The following is a 15,363-nucleotide window of genomic DNA, read 5'->3' as shown; positions in this document are numbered from 1 at the left end:
TGGGAATGCGTGATTTCGTCAAGATCGCGACCGACTACGCCAAGGCTGCGGTAGCTGACAAAAAAAGGAAGAAGCACGGACGCCTGATCCGCGAAGCATCGAAGCGATTTCTTGATGACCTGAAGCGGGCAAAAAAGAAGGACTGCCCGTTTCTCTTTGACCCATGGCACGCGAACGACCCATGCGACTTCATCGAGAAGCTGCACCACGTCGAAGGCAAGTGGGAAAAACCCACTATCGTCATGCACCCTTCGCACATCTTCTTTGTGGTGCAGCTGTTCGGGTTTCGCAAACGCCAGGCGGTATATACCGAGGGCTGGGGTGATGATGGGATGTTCCATCCCCGGCGGTTCACCTCTGCGCTCTTTGCCGTGGCGCGGAAGAATGCCAAGAGCACGTTGTCGTCGGCCATTCTTCTGTATTGCGAATGCTGCGAGCCGGAAGAGGGCGCCCAGATTGTCAGCGCGGCCACGACCTTCGGCCAGGCCGCAATCATCTTCAACGCTGCAAAGCGCATGGTTGAAAAGAATGCCGATCTGCGCGAGTACTTCGGTCTGGAAGTCTGGGCCAAGTCCATCACACGCGTGGAGACAGGGGCGAGTTTTAAGCCGATTCATGCAAAGGCTTCCACACAGGACGGCCTGAACCCGTCACATGTTGGCCTTGACGAGATCCACGCGCATAAAACTGCGGATCTGCTCAACGTTTTGACTTCTGCCGCCGGCGCGCGCGGAAACCCGCTCTGGCTGTACACGACTACCGAGGGATACACGAACCCGGGGCCCTGGGCTGAAATCAGGATGTTCGCCAAGAAACTGCTGTCTGGCCTGTTCGGGCACACAGCCGATCACTTCCTGGTGGTGTTCTACGCCGTTGATGACGAAGACAAGTCGCTCGGCATAAAGGCTGACCAAGAGTTCGACGAGACCTGCTGGATCAAAGCCAACCCTTTGATGGATGTGAACCCGCACTTGATGGCGGCCATCCGCAAGGAGTCGGTAGAAGCCAAGCAAATGCCATCGAAAATGGCAGAGTTTCGAATTAAGCGACTGAACCGTCCGGCATCTACAGCCGACGGCTGGGTCGACCTCAACAAGTGGCAGCGGTGCGATGGAGAGGTCGATCTTGATTGGCTATCGGCGTACCCGTGCTGGGGCGGCCTAGATCTGGCATCGACCACCGACCTTACATCGTTCCGCCTGGTGTGGAATGTCGATGGCGTGCTCTACACCTACGGTTGGCGGTGGGCGCCGGAGAGCGCGGTCGCTTTCCGTACCGAGCGCGGTACCGTCCCATACGCGTCATGGGTCGAATCTGGCCTGCTTAAACAGACCGAGGGTGACGTCACGGACTACGCCGTGATCGAGGCCGACGTTAAAGAGGTTTGCGCCCGTTTCAATGTCCAGGCAATTGCCTACGACAAGTGGAACGCAAGCGACCTGGTTAACCGTTTGGTGGCCGCTGAACTGCCGATGATTGAGTTCATCCAGGGGCCCAAGTCGTATCACCCGGCCATGCAGGCGCTGGAGCGCGCTTACATCGCCGGGAACCTGGCCCACGGCGGAGACATGATCCTCAACTGGTGCGCTTCCAACCTGATCGCCAGGCGCGACGACAACATGAACATGGCACCAGACAAGAAGCGCTCCGCCGACAAAATCGACGACCTCGCTGCGCTGTTGATGGCGATAGGGGTTTCAGGCGCCGATGTGCAGAGCCAGGACCTGTCCGACTTTTTCTCAAACCCGATCATCATTGGATAAACGAACCATGGATAACGGCCTGATCCTTTTTTTAGTGGTCGCCATCGTCGCGCTTGGCCTGCTGGTGGCGGGTGTTTTTGTGCTCGCCGGGCTCGGATGGTCGCTTATCGCTGCTGGCTCTGGCTTCTTGGCCGCTGCCGGATTCATCCGCAAGGGGCTGACTGGTGAATAAACCTATCAAATCAGTCCTGCGCCAGGCCCTTTTCAAGTCTGCCGAGCCTGGATTCGTGAAGTCCTCACTCGCCGGCTGGGTTGGAAGGCGTATTGGCCTGGGCGATGCGTCCTTCTGGAACGGTTACTACGGCACCGACTCTGCATCGGGCAAAACAGTAAGCCAGCAAACGGCACTTCAGCTGTCCACAGTCTGGGCGTGCGTGCGCCTGATCGCTGAAACCTTGGCCACCCTGCCGATTGCGCTTTACGAGGACAAAGATGGCGTCCCGGTTGTGGCCTCATCGCACCCTGTGCACCGCGTAATCAGCATCCAGCCGAATGCCGATCAAACGCCCGTCGAGTTCTGGGAGTGCGTGGTGGCCAGCCTGCTTTTGGCCGGCAACAGCTTTAACGAGCCGCACCTGGTAGGCGGTGAGCTTTCTTCCCTGGAGTTCCTGCTGCCCCAGGCGGTATCGGCGCCGCGACGCACCAGTAGTGGCGCCATTGAGTATCGGTTCATCGACAGCGAGGGAAAACCGCACACGCTGCTCGATGAGCAAATGATGCATACCCGTGGGTTCGGCACCGACCCAATGAGTGGGCTGAGTCCGCTGGCAATGGGTCGTAACGTGTTCGGCGCTGCCATGGCTGCCGATGAGTCGGCGAGCAAGATGTTTGCCAACGGCATGAAGCTGGGCGGAGTCTTGTCCACTGACCAGATCTTGAAGCCTGAGCAGCGCAACGATATTCGCGAGGACATGGCCGCAAAATTCGCCGGCGCCGTTAACTCCGGCAAGACGATGGTGCTGGAAGCGGGCATGAAGTATCAGCAGGTGTCCATGACGCCTGAGGATGCGCAAATGCTGCAAACCCGAGCCTTCAACGTCGAAGAGATCTGTCGGTGGTTCCGCGTTCCGCCTTGGATGGTGGGGCACACGTCCAACAGCACCAGCTGGGGGACGGGGATGGAGCAGCAAATGATCGGCTTCCTGAGTTTTACCCTGCTGCCTTGGATGAAGCGGATCGAGCAAAGCATTATCCACCAGTCCTTTGCGGTTCAAGGCGCTGAAGGCGGCACTTCTCAGCGCGACTCTGAGGCGCTCGGCCAGGCATATGCCGATGTGGCTCGCCGCGGTGCTCAAGCTGAAATTGCCAAGGAAACTCAGCCTGGCGGGCAAATTTGGAGACTTGTGAATGGCCGTTGAAACCTTTGGCTGGTGCCCGATGATCTCGGCCACCAGCCTGGCGGAATACAGGAATCGGTCTTCGAAGTTCGGGAGCGGATACGAGCAGGTTGTCGGAGATGGCCCGAACAATCGGATTGATTCCTGGCCGCTTACTTTCGTGGTGAAGGAGGCGGTAGCCCTGCAAATCAAGGGTTTTCTTGATCGTCACGCTGGGCACAAGTCTTTCTTCTGGACGCCGCCACTGGGGGAGCTCTCGTTTTTCCGTGGTAGCGCGCCCTCGATCACCCCGAACGGAGCCGGCATGTTCACCCTGACCACCACCTTCACCCAATCCTTTCTTCCGTAGGGGCAAACATGCCACTGATCAGTGATATCCAGGTTCTTGAACCTGGCAGTGAAGTACTGCTCTTTGAGTTGGACGGAACCGAGTTTGGCGCCGATGTTCTGCGCTTCCACGGGCATGCGATCCCGTACACGGCTGCGGAATTGATCGCCGCCGGCGCTGACGCGGACCAACTGCCGGCCAAGGCCATTTATTGGCAGGGCGAGGAATATAGCGCCTGGCCCATGCAGATCGACGGCATCGAGGCGAACGGGGACGGCACCGCTGTCCGCCCGACGCTCTCGGTCAGCAACGTCAATGGGCGCATCACCGCGCTTTGCTTGGCGTTTCAGGATCTCGCCGATTTCAAGCTCACCATGCGCCACACCCTGGGCAGCTATCTCGATGCCGAGAATTTTCCGGACGGCAATCCGGCCTCCGACCCGACCCAGGAGACAATCGAAATCTGGTACATCGACCAGAAGACGAATGAGGACGGTGAAACAGTCAGCTGGGAGCTGGCCAGTCCGGGCGACGTGGGCGGCGAGTCAATCGGCCGGCAAGCCACGACGCTTTGTCACTGGTGCCTCACCGGTGGCTATCGCGGCCCAAACTGCGGCTACACAGGCCCTTACCGTGACAAGGACGGCAACCTCACAGACAACCCTGAGCTCGACCAGTGTGACGCTACGCTGGGTCGAGGCTGCATTCCGCGCTTTGGTGAAGGTAACGCCTACCCCTACGGTGGATTTCCGGCTGTGAGCTTGATCGCGAGGAGCTGACCATGCGCAAACACATTTTGAACGCGATCCATACGCATGCTGCGGCCGAGTACCCAAAGGAATGCTGTGGCTTGGTGCTGGCCGTGGGAAGGGCGCAGAAGTATTTCCCGTGCCGCAACACTGCCACCGAGCCGAACGAAGAGTTTCGCATCGCTCCGGAGGAGTACGCCGCTGCTGAAGACGCTGGCGAGGTGGTCGGCATCGTTCATTCGCATCCCGACGCCACCAGCAGGGCATCGCCGCGCGACTTGGCGATGTGTGAGGCTACATCGCTACCCTGGCACATTGTCAGCTGGCCTGAGGGCGATCTGCGCACCATCACGCCATCTGGTGGCACTCCATTGCTCAACCGCCCGTTCGTGCACGGCGCTTGGGACTGCTGGCAAGTCTGTGCGGACTGGTATCAGCGTGAGTGGGGTCTGGGGTTCGAAAACTTCAAACGCGCGGATGGCTGGTGGGAGAGCAAGGACAACACCAGCTTGTATGAGGCGAACTACGAGGCCGCCGGCTTCATCCGTGTCGACAAGCCTCAGCGCGGTGACATGATCGTAATGGAGGTGGGGCGGACCGCTCACCCGAATCATGCAGGCATCTATCTGGGCACCGATCCAGTTCTACCTGGCGAAGATACAGGTGTGTTCGGCCCAGGCCCGTTTCTACTGCATCATTTGTATGGGCGACCATCTGAGGTAATCGTATTCGGCGGTCCTTGGCTTGAGCGCACCCGTCTGGTGCTGCGTCACTGCGACGCGCAGTGATAAGGTGATCGCCTTTCCACAGGAGTGAACCGCATGAAACTGATCATTGGAACGCTGGCGGTAGCGCTATTAGCTGGCTGCGTCTCGCCAAGCGACCTTAAAAATAACACCCCAACCACCACGGGCAATACCAGCAAGACCCCAAGGCAATACGCTCTTTGTGTTTTCCCAAAATGGCAGGACGCCCGCTCTGAGGCGGTCATGTCGGAAACTGAGAACGGCTATAGATTGGTGATTGGAGCGATGCAATTGACCGATGAGTTGCTCGAAGTAAGGAAAACATCTGGCGGCAGTTCGGTTGTCTTCTATCAGCGTGTGGCCTGGATGCCTGGAGTGGGCCGCAGCGCTATCGAAGGTGCCGTTAAGACCTGTCTCTAAGTAATTTATTTGAAACCGGCCGCCGTTTGGCGGCTTTTTTATTGTCCGGAGAAAAGGCATGTCCACAGTTGCGCATTACTCACCGATGACATCAATTAAGCTGTCCGGACCTTTGGCCGCGCGTTTTGGTCGGCTTCATCGACGCCTTTTGGATGGTGGCAGTGTGCAAGAGGCCTTCGCCGCACTGAAGGCTACGATACCGGGGTTCACCGAAGAAGTTAGGCGACTGGATCTGCTCGGCATGCGATTCGCAATCTTCCGGAACAGAAAAAATGTTGGTGTGGATGATTTCAGTCTTGGTGGAGTCAATGAACTGCGCATTGTCCCTGTTGTAGGCGGCAGTAAACGCGCAGGGCTGCTGCAAACCATAATCGGGGCCGTGATTTTCGTCGCCTCCTTCTTCATTCCCGGTATGCAGGGGTGGGGGCAGTCGCTTGGCGCATCATTGGCGCTCGGTGGGGTAATTCAGATGCTCAGCCCGCAGGCATCCGGACTGAAGCAGAGCGCCTCCCCTGAGAACCTACCCTCCTACGCATTCGGCAGCGCAAAGAACACCACCGCCAGCGGCAACCCCGTCCCTATCTGCATAGGGGAGCGGGACTGGGGCGGGATGATTATCTCAGCCTCGATTTATGCCGAGGACAAAACCTAACAATCACAGCAACACATCAACCGCCCGATAGGCGGTTTTTTTATGCCTGGAGGAAAGTATGGGCGCAGCGGCACAGATCGATATCCATGGCGAGAAAGGTGGCACCAGCAAGCCCAAGTCGCCTACCGAAGCTAGCGACAGCCTGCGCTCTACTAACGTTGCCAAAATCTTGATTGCCATGGGCGAGGGGGAATTCGATGAGGCTCCTACCGATTACACGATCAAGTTAGACGGCACACCAATCCGAGATGCAAGCGGTAACTACAACTTCCCGAATGTGACGTGGGATTGGCGTCCTGGGTCTGTCGATCAGACCTATATCCCAGGCATCCCTGCCGTGGAAAACGAAACCTCGCTCAACGTGGAGTTGCGAAGTGATGCACCGTGGATTCGTTCGATCACCAATACGCAGCTGTCTGCCGTACGTATGCGCTTCGCGTGGCCAGCCCTGCAGCGTCAGGATGACGAAGGCAATGTGGTGGGGTACCGCATTGATTACGCGATTGACTTGGCCACAGACGGTGGCGCATATCAGCAGGTCTACCCTGATGCCGTAGACGGCAAGACCACCACGCGATATGAGCGTTCTCGGCGTGTTGATTTGCCTCAGGCCACTACGGGCTGGCTGATCCGCGTGCGCCGCCTCACGCCAAACCAAAATAGCAACAAGATCGCTGACACTATGCTGATTGCTGGCATCACAGAGGTAATTGACGCAAAGCTGCGATATCCGAACACGGCGTTGCTCTACATTGAGTTTGATGCCGAGCAGTTCACCAACATTCCTGTCGTCACCGCGAAGTGCAAGGCTCGCCGCTGGATGGTTCCTAGCAATTACGACCCCATTCAGCGCACTTACACCGGCATATGGGATGGCACCATGAAGTCGGCGTGGACGAACAACCCGGCCTGGATCACATACGGGATTTGCACGGAGGACCGGTTCGGCCTGGGCAAGCGCATCAAGTCGTTTATGGTCGACAAGTGGGAGCTGTACCGGATTGCCCAGTACTGCGACCAACTGGTACCGGACGGGAAGGGCGCCACCGAGCCCCGTTTTCTGTGCGATATGAACCTGCAAGGCAAGGCTGACGCCTGGTCGCTGTTGCGCGACATTTCGGCAATTTACCGGGGCATGACCTACTGGGCCCAGGGCCAGTTGGTGATGCAGGCCGACATGCCGCGTGCGCAGGACTTTGACTACGTCTTCACCCGATCCAACGTGATCGACGGCAAATTTTCGTATGGCAGCGCCTCGGCCAAGACTCGCTACACTCGGGCGCTGGTGAGCTACGACAATCCGGCAAACAACTACGACACCGACGTTATCCCGTTTTCGGACCTGGATTTACAACGGCGCTACGGCGACCGTCCGACCGAGCTGAGCGCTATTGGTTGCACCCGCGCTTCCGAAGCGCAGCGCCGCGGTAAATGGGCGGTCCTGAGCAACAACCAGGATCGAACCGTGTCATTCAAAACTGGCATGGAGGGCGTGATTCCGCTGCCTGGGCATATCATCCCGGTAGCGGATTCGTTACTTGCTGGGCGTGAGGTCGGCGGGCGCATCTCTTCGGCTACTGGGCGCGTAGTCACGATTGATCGTGATGCCCAGGCCAAGGCCGGTGATCGGTTGATCATCAACCTGCCGGGCGGCCGTGCCGAGGGCCGCACAGTGCAGAGCGTCAACGGCCGCGCCGTAACGGTCACGGTCGCGTACAGCGAGCCACCAATTGCGCAGCTGCAATGGGCGCTCGACGCAGATGACTTGGCAATCCCCCTGTATCGAGTGTTGCGCACCAAGCGCACGACCGAAGGTGATTACGAGATCAGTGCTTTACAGTTTGAGCCCAGCAAGTTCGAACACATTGACACTGGCGCCCGCCTGGAAGACCGTCCGATCAGCGTGATTCCAATTACCGTTGTGCCTGCTCCGGCAAGTGTCGCGCTAGCTGCAACCTCTTCGGTGGCCCAGGGCCTGGCGGTGGCCACCATGACCATCAGCTGGCCGCCTGTAGACGGCGCGGTCAGTTATGACGTGGAGTGGCGCAAGGACAGCGGCAACTGGATCAAGGTGCTGCGCACGGGCATGACCAATGTGGATGTTGTCGGCATCTACGCGGGTGCGTATATGGCACGCGTGCGTGCGGTGAGCGCCTTCGATATCGCTTCGACCTGGCGTAACTCGCTGCTGACTAGCCTGAAGGGAAAAGAGGGCCTGCCGCCGGCGGTGGCGTCGCTGACCACCACCAGCGAACTATTCGGCATCGGCATCCGTTGGGCTTTCCCGCCCGGCGCGGAGGACACCCAGCGCACCGAGCTGTGGTACGGACCGGCCAACAACCTGTCGGCGGCCACCAAGCTTTCCGACTTGGCCTACCCTCAGGCGAATTACCGCATGCAGGCTCTCAAGGCTGGTGCGCAGTTCTTCTTCTGGGCGCGCCTGGTGGATCGGAGCGGCAACGTCGGCCCGTTCTATCCTGTCGTCAATGGTGTGATGGGAATGGCCAGCGCAGACGCGGCGCCGGTGCTGGAGTTGATCGCCCGGCCAGGTCGGCAGGACTGAGTTCGGCAAGGACATTATTACCGAGATCGACAAAATCCCTGGCTTGCAGGCGCAGATCGATGCGCTCGACGGCCTGGCTGTCTACGAGCCCAAGTTGACCTACTTGGTAGATGACCTGGTGGTGGTCGGCAAGCGGATCTACCAGGCCATAGACCCGGTACCTGCGAACAAGCCTCCGCCGAATGCCATCTACTGGCAGGACGTGGGCCAGGCTGTGGTCACGGCCAATGGCCTGGCGCGCCAGGTTGCGACCAACACCACCAGCATCACCGAGCTGAACGGTGTGGTCACAGCACAGGCGTCCAGCCTACAGACGTTGCAGGCGGCTTCCCGGGATGACAATGGGGAAGGCGACCTGGCGGACGCGATCGGGGGTTACAACGCCACGGCGAGCTTCGCGCAGGAAGTGACGGTGCGCACCTCGCAATACGCGGCCACTGTGCAGCGCCAGACCGAGCTCACCGCTTCTGTGGGCGAAGTTGCCGGTACCGTGACCAATCTGGAGCGCGTAGTGGTCACGGATCGGCAGGTGACCGCCCAGGCCATTCAGCAAGTCGGCGTGAAGCTCGAAGGGAACTCGGCGGATATCCAGACTGTGAGCAAGGCCCAGGCCGACGCCGAGGGCAAGCTCTCGACGATGTGGTCCGTGAAGATGCAGCTCAACCAGAACGGGCAGTACGTGATGGCTGGGATCGGGCTTGGCATTGAGAACGTCGATGGCGTGCTTCAAAGCACGTTCCTGGTGAGCGCGGATCGTTTTTCCATTGTCACCACATTGGCCGGCGGGCAGGTGTTCACCCCGTTCACTGTGCAGAACGGCCAGGTGTTCATGCGTTCGGCGTTCATCCAGGACGCGTCGATTGGCGTTGCAAAGCTGACCCAGAGCATCCAGTCGGCGAACTACGTTCCGGGGAAAACCGGGCTGATGATCAACTTCGTCACCGGTGAGTTCGAGCTGAACAGCACTGTAGGCGCGGGCGGGCGTCAGACCATCAACAACCGTGGCGGCAAGGTTTACGACGACAATGACGTCAAGCGCTACCAGTGGGGGGATCTTTCTGCGTGAACTTTGGCATGAGGGTGTGGGGGCCGACCGGCCTCCTTGAGCTGGATGAAAACTCGTTTACTGTCCGGGTTGTGTATTCAGAGATCGTTCAAGCTGGCATTCCGGCACCAGGGAGGACTCGGTATGTGTCCATCCCCGGCATTGACCCATCGACCCACTCGGCTGTTTGCATTCCGGTCGCGGCTTATGACACTTCGGGGCAAAGCAACTATGCCATTCAATACACGCCCGTTGTTGGTGCGGGAGGGGTGACGATCTACTTTGGAAACCCAGCTACTTCCACGGGCCCGATTGGGTTGAGCCCTCAAAGGCTTCTAGTTATGAGGTTTCGGTGATGACTTATGGCGTCACGTTCACCAATAACAATGATGTAGTAACGCTGGACTCTGAATTTGCAAGACTGGTGGTGCTTGGCAAAGGCACATGGAGCGGCAATGGCGCAGGGGTATATGTGCCATTTCCGAAGGCCATTACATCAGACGAGCCTCCCCTGGTTTTTCGTGAGGCTAGACCAGTCCAACACGCTGTGTTTCTGCGTGATTCAGGGATCAGCTGGAGCGTGGACCGGCTTCTCTTTTGCCGGGATCGCAGGCCAGGGCACGTCTGGCAAATGGTTTGCGGCGGCTTTCAAATCAGAGCCAACGGCTACTCATGGATTTCGCCTATGGGATGGAGGCTCGAAACTTCTATTTGATAGCGGCACGCCTTGTGCGCAATTCACAAGGTCGATAACTGGTTGGACCTATTTGGGGGCGACTCAGACCGGCCAGGGAGTTTATCGACTTAGCTGGACAGCGCCCTCCAGCCTGGCGGGCGGCGACTACATGCTTCTAAACAACATTGCGATGGATATTGCTGGTAGCACATCCCGGCAAGGGAATATGTACGCGGTGTGGGAATACCACAACGACAGACTGGTAATTCAAGCGGTCGGTGTTGACCTGCAAACCTCCCTGTTTATCCCGGTTGTTTTTGCGAAGCCGATTTCCTAACTGCTGATATTTCGAATTGAACCCGATAACCGCCGAGTGCGGTTTTTTATTGCCTGGAGAAAAGTATGGGCTGGTACAGGGCGGGCACTGTTTCCGTTACGAAAAATTCGACCGCGGTTGTCGGTACAGGCACCGCGTTCCTCGCCAATGCGCGGGTCGGCGATGGTTTCCGTGGCCCCGATGGTGCGTGGTACGAAGTAGACAACATCGTCAGCAACACGACCCTTTCCATTACGCCTGGGTACTTGGGGGCAACGGTTGCTACCGGTGTCTACGCCATCATGCCGGTGCAAGGCTACGTGAAGGACAGTGCGGACGCGCTTCGACAAGCCTCCAGCGCGGCGTGGCAGCTTGTTGGGCAGAAGTCGCAGCCTGGCGGCCTCGCTTCATTGGACGCCGCAGGTGTCGTACCCACAGCGCAACTGCCAACGACCGACAAAATCACAGAAGGGACCACGAACCGGTGGTGGACGAATGCGCGAACTATTGCGAGCACCCTTGCCGGTATGGTGGTCACCAATTCGACGGTTGTTCTTGTAACCGATTCAATTCTGACTGCTATCGGAAAGCTACAGACCCAAAACACGGTTAGCGGCTGGGGAGTGCCTGGGTTCAAAGCCTCACCAGCAGACTTGAACTCCATGGATCTCGGCATCAGCAAAAGCTTTACCACGGGCGTAAATACAGCCAACTCCCCGTACAAGTTTGGTAGCACCACCGCCAGATTTGATGCGGGGTCTTCGGGGTACAAGATCGGGTACGCTGACGACAACGACGAATACCACTGGGCCATGATGCTGTTTGATCGGACCTCCAGCGCCGTCGCGGTCAGGCGCTCCAGCGGCAAAAACATCCGTGCTGATGATTACCTGGTTCTTTATCCGACCGGCAAGACGGTGCTGGACGCCACACAACTGCCCGCCATGTTCGGGGCTACCGCGAGCGCGGTCGGCAGATCCGGCATAGTTCCTGCTCCTGCTGCAGGCGATCAGGCAAAGTTTCTGGCGGGGGATGGGACTTACAAGTCCGTGGCGACCACGGTTTCGTACGGCACCATCACCGGTTACCCGACCGACAGCTCGGCGTTTGTGACAGAGCTGTCCAGGTATCTTCTCAAGTCGGACGTCGTCGCCGCGAATCAGGTTATCGCAGTAGGCACTTTCACAACGGCGGCCCCGCCAGTTCTCAGCGCTTCAAACAATATCGCGTCGGTAACCCGCGTAGCTGTCGGTACGTACACGATAAACATGTCGAGGACGCTGAAGGCTGGGTTCAAGGTTTTGGGCTTCACCGGCGGCCGTGGTGGATCCTCCTACGTTGATAGCTTCTTGGTTGACTGGACGACCACGGGCTCGGGAAACACTGCTGCAATTCGCGTCCTGATGGTTTCCGGGACCACCCTGGTAGACCCCAACAGCGCGCCAACCCAGGTGGTCATCATTGGAGAGTGGGCATGACGGACGATTACATCATTGTTGGCGAAGACGGCAGCGTCACGGCCGTAGCTGCAGACATCGACATCTTTGAGTACGTCAAAGAGATCGGCGGCACGCTGGTCAAGCGGGACGAATACATCCCGCCGCCGTACGTGCCAACCGCCCAGGAGCTGGCGGACACTGAAAACCAGTGGCGTGACGAGCAGATGCCCAAGGCCAAAGACACCGTGACCGCCATCGAGTACGGCGAGGAGGGCATCCTTGGCAGCGCGCAGCAGTGGCAGATGTACTGGCGTGAGCTGCGCAAGTGGACCGACACCAACCCCGACTTCCCCGACAGCAGCAAGCGCCCGGTTCAGCCTGTCTGATCCTGCACCTAACACCGACACCCGCCACGAGCGGGTTTTTTATTGCCTGGAGAAAAGCAATGGCACGACTTTCTGAATCGCTCGCCGGCGGCCGCAATGCGCTGGCCTTCCTGGATATGCTCGGCTGGTCCGAAGGTACCAGCACCTCGCCAGCCACGGCCATGGATGGCTACGACGTCATCGTGACTGGCATCGACCGCAAGCCTGAAGTGTTCAAGGATTTCACGGACCACCCGTTCGCCAAGGGGCGCGCGTCGAAGGTCATCAACAGCAAGGGGCTGACGTCCAATGCTTCCGGCCGGTACCAGCAGATGCTGAAGGACTGGCCGCACTACAAGGCGCTGCTCAAGCTGCCTGACTTCAGCCCGATCAGCCAGGACCTGCTGGCCCTGCAACATATCCGCGAGTGCCGGGCCTTGCCTGACGTGCTTGCCGGCCGGATCGAGACGGCTATCTCGAAGTGCCGAAACATCTGGGCCAGCCTGCCGGGTGCTGGGTATGGTCAGCGAGAGCACCGGCTGGAGGATCTTCTGAAGCAGTACCGCCTGGCGGGCGGGGTGATGTCGTGACGCCCGGGCAGATCCTGTTCGCGATGCTGTTGGCGATGGTGACCAGTGCCGGCGGCACCTGGCAGGTGCAGGACTGGCGCATGGGCGAGAAGCTCGCCGAGCAGGCCGGCCTGCACAAAGATGACCTGGCGGCGATCACCAATGCCGCCGCCGCCCAAGCGCGCGCCGAGCAGGACAAGCGACTGGCCCTGGAGCAGCAGCTCGCCGGCCAGGACCAAAAACACACCAAGGAATTATCCGATGCCCAACGAAACCAGGCTGTTTTGCGCGATCGCCTTGCCACTTCTGATGTCCGGCTGTCAGTCCTTCTCGACGCGGCCGATTCAGCCGGTGGCTGCAATGTGCCTGCCGCCACCGGCACCGTCGGCGTGGTTCATGCTGCCCGTCGAGCCCAACTTGACCCAGCGCATGCTCAACGAATTATCGCCATCACCGACGCCGGCGACCAAGGGCTGATCGCACTGCGGGCCTGCCAGGCGTATGTCAGGGCTGTGGCCCCCTGAGTACGCTCAACTCCAGCAGTAACCGCTGATTCTCTCTGTGCAAGTGGTCGCGCTGTTCTGTAACCAGGTCGATGGGGCGAAAGCTGCCTGTCTCAGGTTTCTCCTGGGTAGTCCCTGATAAGCGGTCCTGGGCCTCCTTGAGCGATCTTTCTGTCCGGGCCTTGGCTATGAGCAGCGTGTCGTTCATCTGCACGAGGCCGGCGACATTTGCCCGCGCCTTGGCCAGGTGTCGCTGTAGGTCGTGTATCTCGTCCTCGAGCAGGGCGCACTGGTGCTTGTACATTTCCAGAGGCGTGGGGCAGCCAAGCCACGCTGAGGTGTCTTCGTCAATGAGGTGCATGGGGATGTAAACTCAAGTGCTGTATATGCGTACAGTAATCGAGGTTTGGACGTAACGCGATTTGAGGCGACGAGCTGTATCATTTTTGGGTTTGGTGTTCGGTCGGCAGGACGCCGGAGGCAGGGGGACCACTGTAGGAATATACAACGCTAAGTTATTGATTCTTATAGGGTGATATAGCTGTTTTGGATGCTGCTCAATATCGGCAATTTTCTTTATATATCAGATGTTTGTGCGTGTTCAGGGGTCACCTTGACATGGTGGCGCGCTTAAATGATCCAGTGCTCCGTGAGAGCACCGGAGGATTGCCAATTATTTGCCTTTAGGTGCCGCGTTCCCGCGCCCACCTCCAGATGGTTTCCCGGTAGTGCTCGGGAGGTTAGCTACCGCTGGTGCTTTCGATCCGCCAGATTTTCCTGAACTGGATCCTGCCTTTCCGCCGCTTGATTTTGACATGACCATCTCCTTGGTTACGCAAAGTGGAGTTGCACTTCCACAATAGATGCTTTTTTAGATAGTGCGAGTTCTGGAGTGGAGCGTGCGCAAAACCTCCGCTGAAGTCCCAGTATTTCCGTTTGCATAAGCACAAAAAAACGTATGATTTGCCAGTAAAAATATGCAGGGTATTCTTTATAAAACAGTAGGTTATGCCGCTATAGCCCCCAGCATGGGGTGCTAGGGGTCGAGTGTTCGAATCACTCCGTCCCGACCATATTTTTCAATGACTTAGGCCAATGCTCAAAGCATTGGCCTTTTTCATGTGTGTGATTTTTGCATGACTTCACGCCAGGCCCGCCCAGTTAGGGGTGTCTCGTATCTGGGACGCCTGTCTCAATTCTAATGACTGCATAGCCGCCCCCATCACGGCATACCTTGTTACAACCATTCGCCCCTGGGGATAGTCGGTATAGAACTTCGGCCTTTTGTTCTCCTCCAAATACCAGGCGTGCTTTAAACCGTGAGCGCCAGCTGACAACCCATAGAGGTTCACAGAATGAAAATGACACTACCCGCCCTGGTTTTGGGTGCCCTCATTGCGCAAGGAGCGATGGCCGCTGGAGATGGCACCGCCGCTCTTGGAGGCGGCGTTGGTGGTGCCCTTGGAAACATCGTAGGTCAACAGCTCGGTGGCTCGACGGGCGCAGCGGTAGGCGCAGGTGTTGGTGGTGCCGCGGGCAGTGCTGTCGGCGCTCAACGAGGCAACAGAGCGGAAGCCGCACTAGGTGGCGGTATCGGCTCAGCCGGCGGCTCGCTTATTGGTAATCGTCTCGGCGGCACCACTGGATCGACTATCGGCGCCGGTGTAGGTGGTGCAGCGGGCGGCGCGCTGGGGAATAACCTGGCAGATGATGAGAGTAGTCATCGATCAGATGGCAAGAAGCACAAAGGTAACAACAAACACAAACACAAGAACAAGCATCGTTAGCGCCTGACCTTGCTGCATTGAAGCCCGGCCCAGCGCCAGGCTTCTTGTATCTGGCATCTGAGAAGGTTGATCGATGAATTATCAACACGGGGGCTCCACTAAGTC

At 58.4% G+C, this 15,363-nt stretch carries 15 protein-coding genes and 1 pseudogene; 15 read left to right on the top strand and 1 reads right to left on the bottom strand.

What is annotated here, in order from left to right:
• Positions 1–5: 5 nt before the first annotated feature.
• The 14 genes and pseudogenes from PSH87_RS18305 to PSH87_RS18240 all read left to right on the top strand — a co-directional run bounded on the left by PSH87_RS18305 (position 6) and on the right by PSH87_RS18240 (position 13,492).
• Positions 6–1,763 carry a terminase large subunit gene (locus tag PSH87_RS18305; RefSeq protein ID WP_169912461.1) on the top strand — a complete coding sequence of 586 codons (1,758 nt, stop codon included), beginning with the start codon at positions 6–8 and terminating at the stop codon, positions 1,761–1,763.
• A 7-nt stretch (positions 1,764–1,770) separates the two neighbouring features.
• Positions 1,771–1,935: a hypothetical protein gene (locus PSH87_RS18300; RefSeq protein ID WP_167345845.1), complete on the top strand. Its 165-nt coding sequence runs from the start codon at positions 1,771–1,773 to the stop codon at positions 1,933–1,935.
• A complete protein-coding gene (locus PSH87_RS18295; RefSeq protein ID WP_305430562.1) occupies positions 1,928–3,121 on the top strand; it encodes a phage portal protein in 1,194 nt (397 codons plus the stop codon). The genes PSH87_RS18300 and PSH87_RS18295 overlap by 8 nt, the downstream gene beginning before the upstream one ends.
• On the top strand, positions 3,111–3,449 hold the full coding sequence (locus PSH87_RS18290; protein ID WP_305430561.1) for a phage tail protein: 339 nt from the start codon (positions 3,111–3,113) through the stop codon (positions 3,447–3,449). The genes PSH87_RS18295 and PSH87_RS18290 overlap by 11 nt, the downstream gene beginning before the upstream one ends.
• Before the next feature lie 8 nt (positions 3,450–3,457).
• The gene (locus PSH87_RS18285; RefSeq protein WP_305430560.1) at positions 3,458–4,207 is read left to right on the top strand and encodes a phage minor tail protein L; all 750 of its coding nucleotides are present in this window, start codon (positions 3,458–3,460) and stop codon (positions 4,205–4,207) included.
• 2 nt (positions 4,208–4,209) lie between these two features.
• Positions 4,210–4,965, top strand: coding sequence for a C40 family peptidase (locus PSH87_RS18280; protein ID WP_305430559.1), 756 nt, complete (start codon positions 4,210–4,212; stop codon positions 4,963–4,965).
• Positions 4,966–4,998: 33 nt separating this feature from the next.
• Positions 4,999–5,343 (top strand): hypothetical protein, encoded by a 345-nt coding sequence (locus PSH87_RS18275; RefSeq protein ID WP_305430558.1) that lies wholly within the window; start codon positions 4,999–5,001, stop codon positions 5,341–5,343.
• Positions 5,344–5,401: 58 nt separating this feature from the next.
• The gene (locus tag PSH87_RS18270; RefSeq protein ID WP_305430557.1) at positions 5,402–5,995 is read left to right on the top strand and encodes a tail assembly protein; all 594 of its coding nucleotides are present in this window, start codon (positions 5,402–5,404) and stop codon (positions 5,993–5,995) included.
• A 58-nt stretch (positions 5,996–6,053) separates the two neighbouring features.
• Positions 6,054–9,624: pseudogene (locus PSH87_RS18265) on the top strand (phage tail protein).
• A gap of 434 nt (positions 9,625–10,058) precedes the next feature.
• Positions 10,059–10,616, top strand: a complete 558-nt coding sequence (locus PSH87_RS18260; RefSeq protein ID WP_305430555.1) for a hypothetical protein — start codon at positions 10,059–10,061, stop codon at positions 10,614–10,616.
• A 65-nt stretch (positions 10,617–10,681) separates the two neighbouring features.
• Complete coding sequence (locus PSH87_RS18255) at positions 10,682–12,073, top strand: hypothetical protein (RefSeq protein WP_017736525.1); 1,392 nt, start codon at positions 10,682–10,684, stop codon at positions 12,071–12,073.
• Entirely contained in the window at positions 12,070–12,420 is a 351-nt protein-coding gene (locus PSH87_RS18250) for a hypothetical protein (RefSeq protein WP_017736526.1), read from the top strand. The genes PSH87_RS18255 and PSH87_RS18250 overlap by 4 nt, the downstream gene beginning before the upstream one ends.
• Positions 12,421–12,479: 59 nt before the next feature.
• The gene (locus tag PSH87_RS18245; protein ID WP_017736527.1) at positions 12,480–12,989 is read left to right on the top strand and encodes a glycoside hydrolase family 104 protein; all 510 of its coding nucleotides are present in this window, start codon (positions 12,480–12,482) and stop codon (positions 12,987–12,989) included.
• The gene (locus PSH87_RS18240; protein ID WP_305430553.1) at positions 12,986–13,492 is read left to right on the top strand and encodes a lysis system i-spanin subunit Rz; all 507 of its coding nucleotides are present in this window, start codon (positions 12,986–12,988) and stop codon (positions 13,490–13,492) included. The genes PSH87_RS18245 and PSH87_RS18240 overlap by 4 nt, the downstream gene beginning before the upstream one ends.
• Here PSH87_RS18240 and PSH87_RS18235 read toward each other — a convergent pair.
• The gene (locus tag PSH87_RS18235) at positions 13,473–13,832 is read right to left on the bottom strand and encodes a hypothetical protein (RefSeq protein WP_305430551.1); all 360 of its coding nucleotides are present in this window, start codon (positions 13,830–13,832) and stop codon (positions 13,473–13,475) included. The two genes, PSH87_RS18240 and PSH87_RS18235, sit on opposite strands and share 20 nt — an antisense overlap.
• 994 nt (positions 13,833–14,826) lie before the next feature.
• Between PSH87_RS18235 and PSH87_RS18230 the strand changes: the two genes are divergently transcribed.
• Positions 14,827–15,258: a hypothetical protein gene (locus PSH87_RS18230; protein ID WP_081609247.1), complete on the top strand. Its 432-nt coding sequence runs from the start codon at positions 14,827–14,829 to the stop codon at positions 15,256–15,258.
• Positions 15,259–15,363 lie beyond the last annotated feature (105 nt).

Origin of the sequence: Pseudomonas sp. FP453, from assembly GCF_030687495.1 — a bacterium.
In the GTDB taxonomy this organism is placed as follows: domain Bacteria; phylum Pseudomonadota; class Gammaproteobacteria; order Pseudomonadales; family Pseudomonadaceae; genus Aquipseudomonas.
The sequence above is the reverse complement of the archived record's forward strand: the minus strand, read 5'-3'. Positions and strand labels throughout refer to the sequence as shown.

Coding starts and splice junctions, on each gene's coding strand:
- PSH87_RS18280 (WP_305430559.1), top strand. CDS start 4,210: ATGCGCAAACACATTTTGAACGCGATCCATACGCATGCTGCGGCCGAG.
- PSH87_RS18250 (WP_017736526.1), top strand. CDS start 12,070: ATGACGGACGATTACATCATTGTTGGCGAAGACGGCAGCGTCACGGCC.
- PSH87_RS18275 (WP_305430558.1), top strand. CDS start 4,999: ATGAAACTGATCATTGGAACGCTGGCGGTAGCGCTATTAGCTGGCTGC.
- PSH87_RS18290 (WP_305430561.1), top strand. CDS start 3,111: ATGGCCGTTGAAACCTTTGGCTGGTGCCCGATGATCTCGGCCACCAGC.
- PSH87_RS18300 (WP_167345845.1), top strand. CDS start 1,771: ATGGATAACGGCCTGATCCTTTTTTTAGTGGTCGCCATCGTCGCGCTT.
- PSH87_RS18255 (WP_017736525.1), top strand. CDS start 10,682: ATGGGCTGGTACAGGGCGGGCACTGTTTCCGTTACGAAAAATTCGACC.
- PSH87_RS18305 (WP_169912461.1), top strand. CDS start 6: ATGCGTGATTTCGTCAAGATCGCGACCGACTACGCCAAGGCTGCGGTA.
- PSH87_RS18230 (WP_081609247.1), top strand. CDS start 14,827: ATGAAAATGACACTACCCGCCCTGGTTTTGGGTGCCCTCATTGCGCAA.
- PSH87_RS18285 (WP_305430560.1), top strand. CDS start 3,458: ATGCCACTGATCAGTGATATCCAGGTTCTTGAACCTGGCAGTGAAGTA.
- PSH87_RS18260 (WP_305430555.1), top strand. CDS start 10,059: ATGGCGCAGGGGTATATGTGCCATTTCCGAAGGCCATTACATCAGACG.
- PSH87_RS18235 (WP_305430551.1), bottom strand. CDS start 13,832: ATGCACCTCATTGACGAAGACACCTCAGCGTGGCTTGGCTGCCCCACG.
- PSH87_RS18245 (WP_017736527.1), top strand. CDS start 12,480: ATGGCACGACTTTCTGAATCGCTCGCCGGCGGCCGCAATGCGCTGGCC.
- PSH87_RS18270 (WP_305430557.1), top strand. CDS start 5,402: ATGTCCACAGTTGCGCATTACTCACCGATGACATCAATTAAGCTGTCC.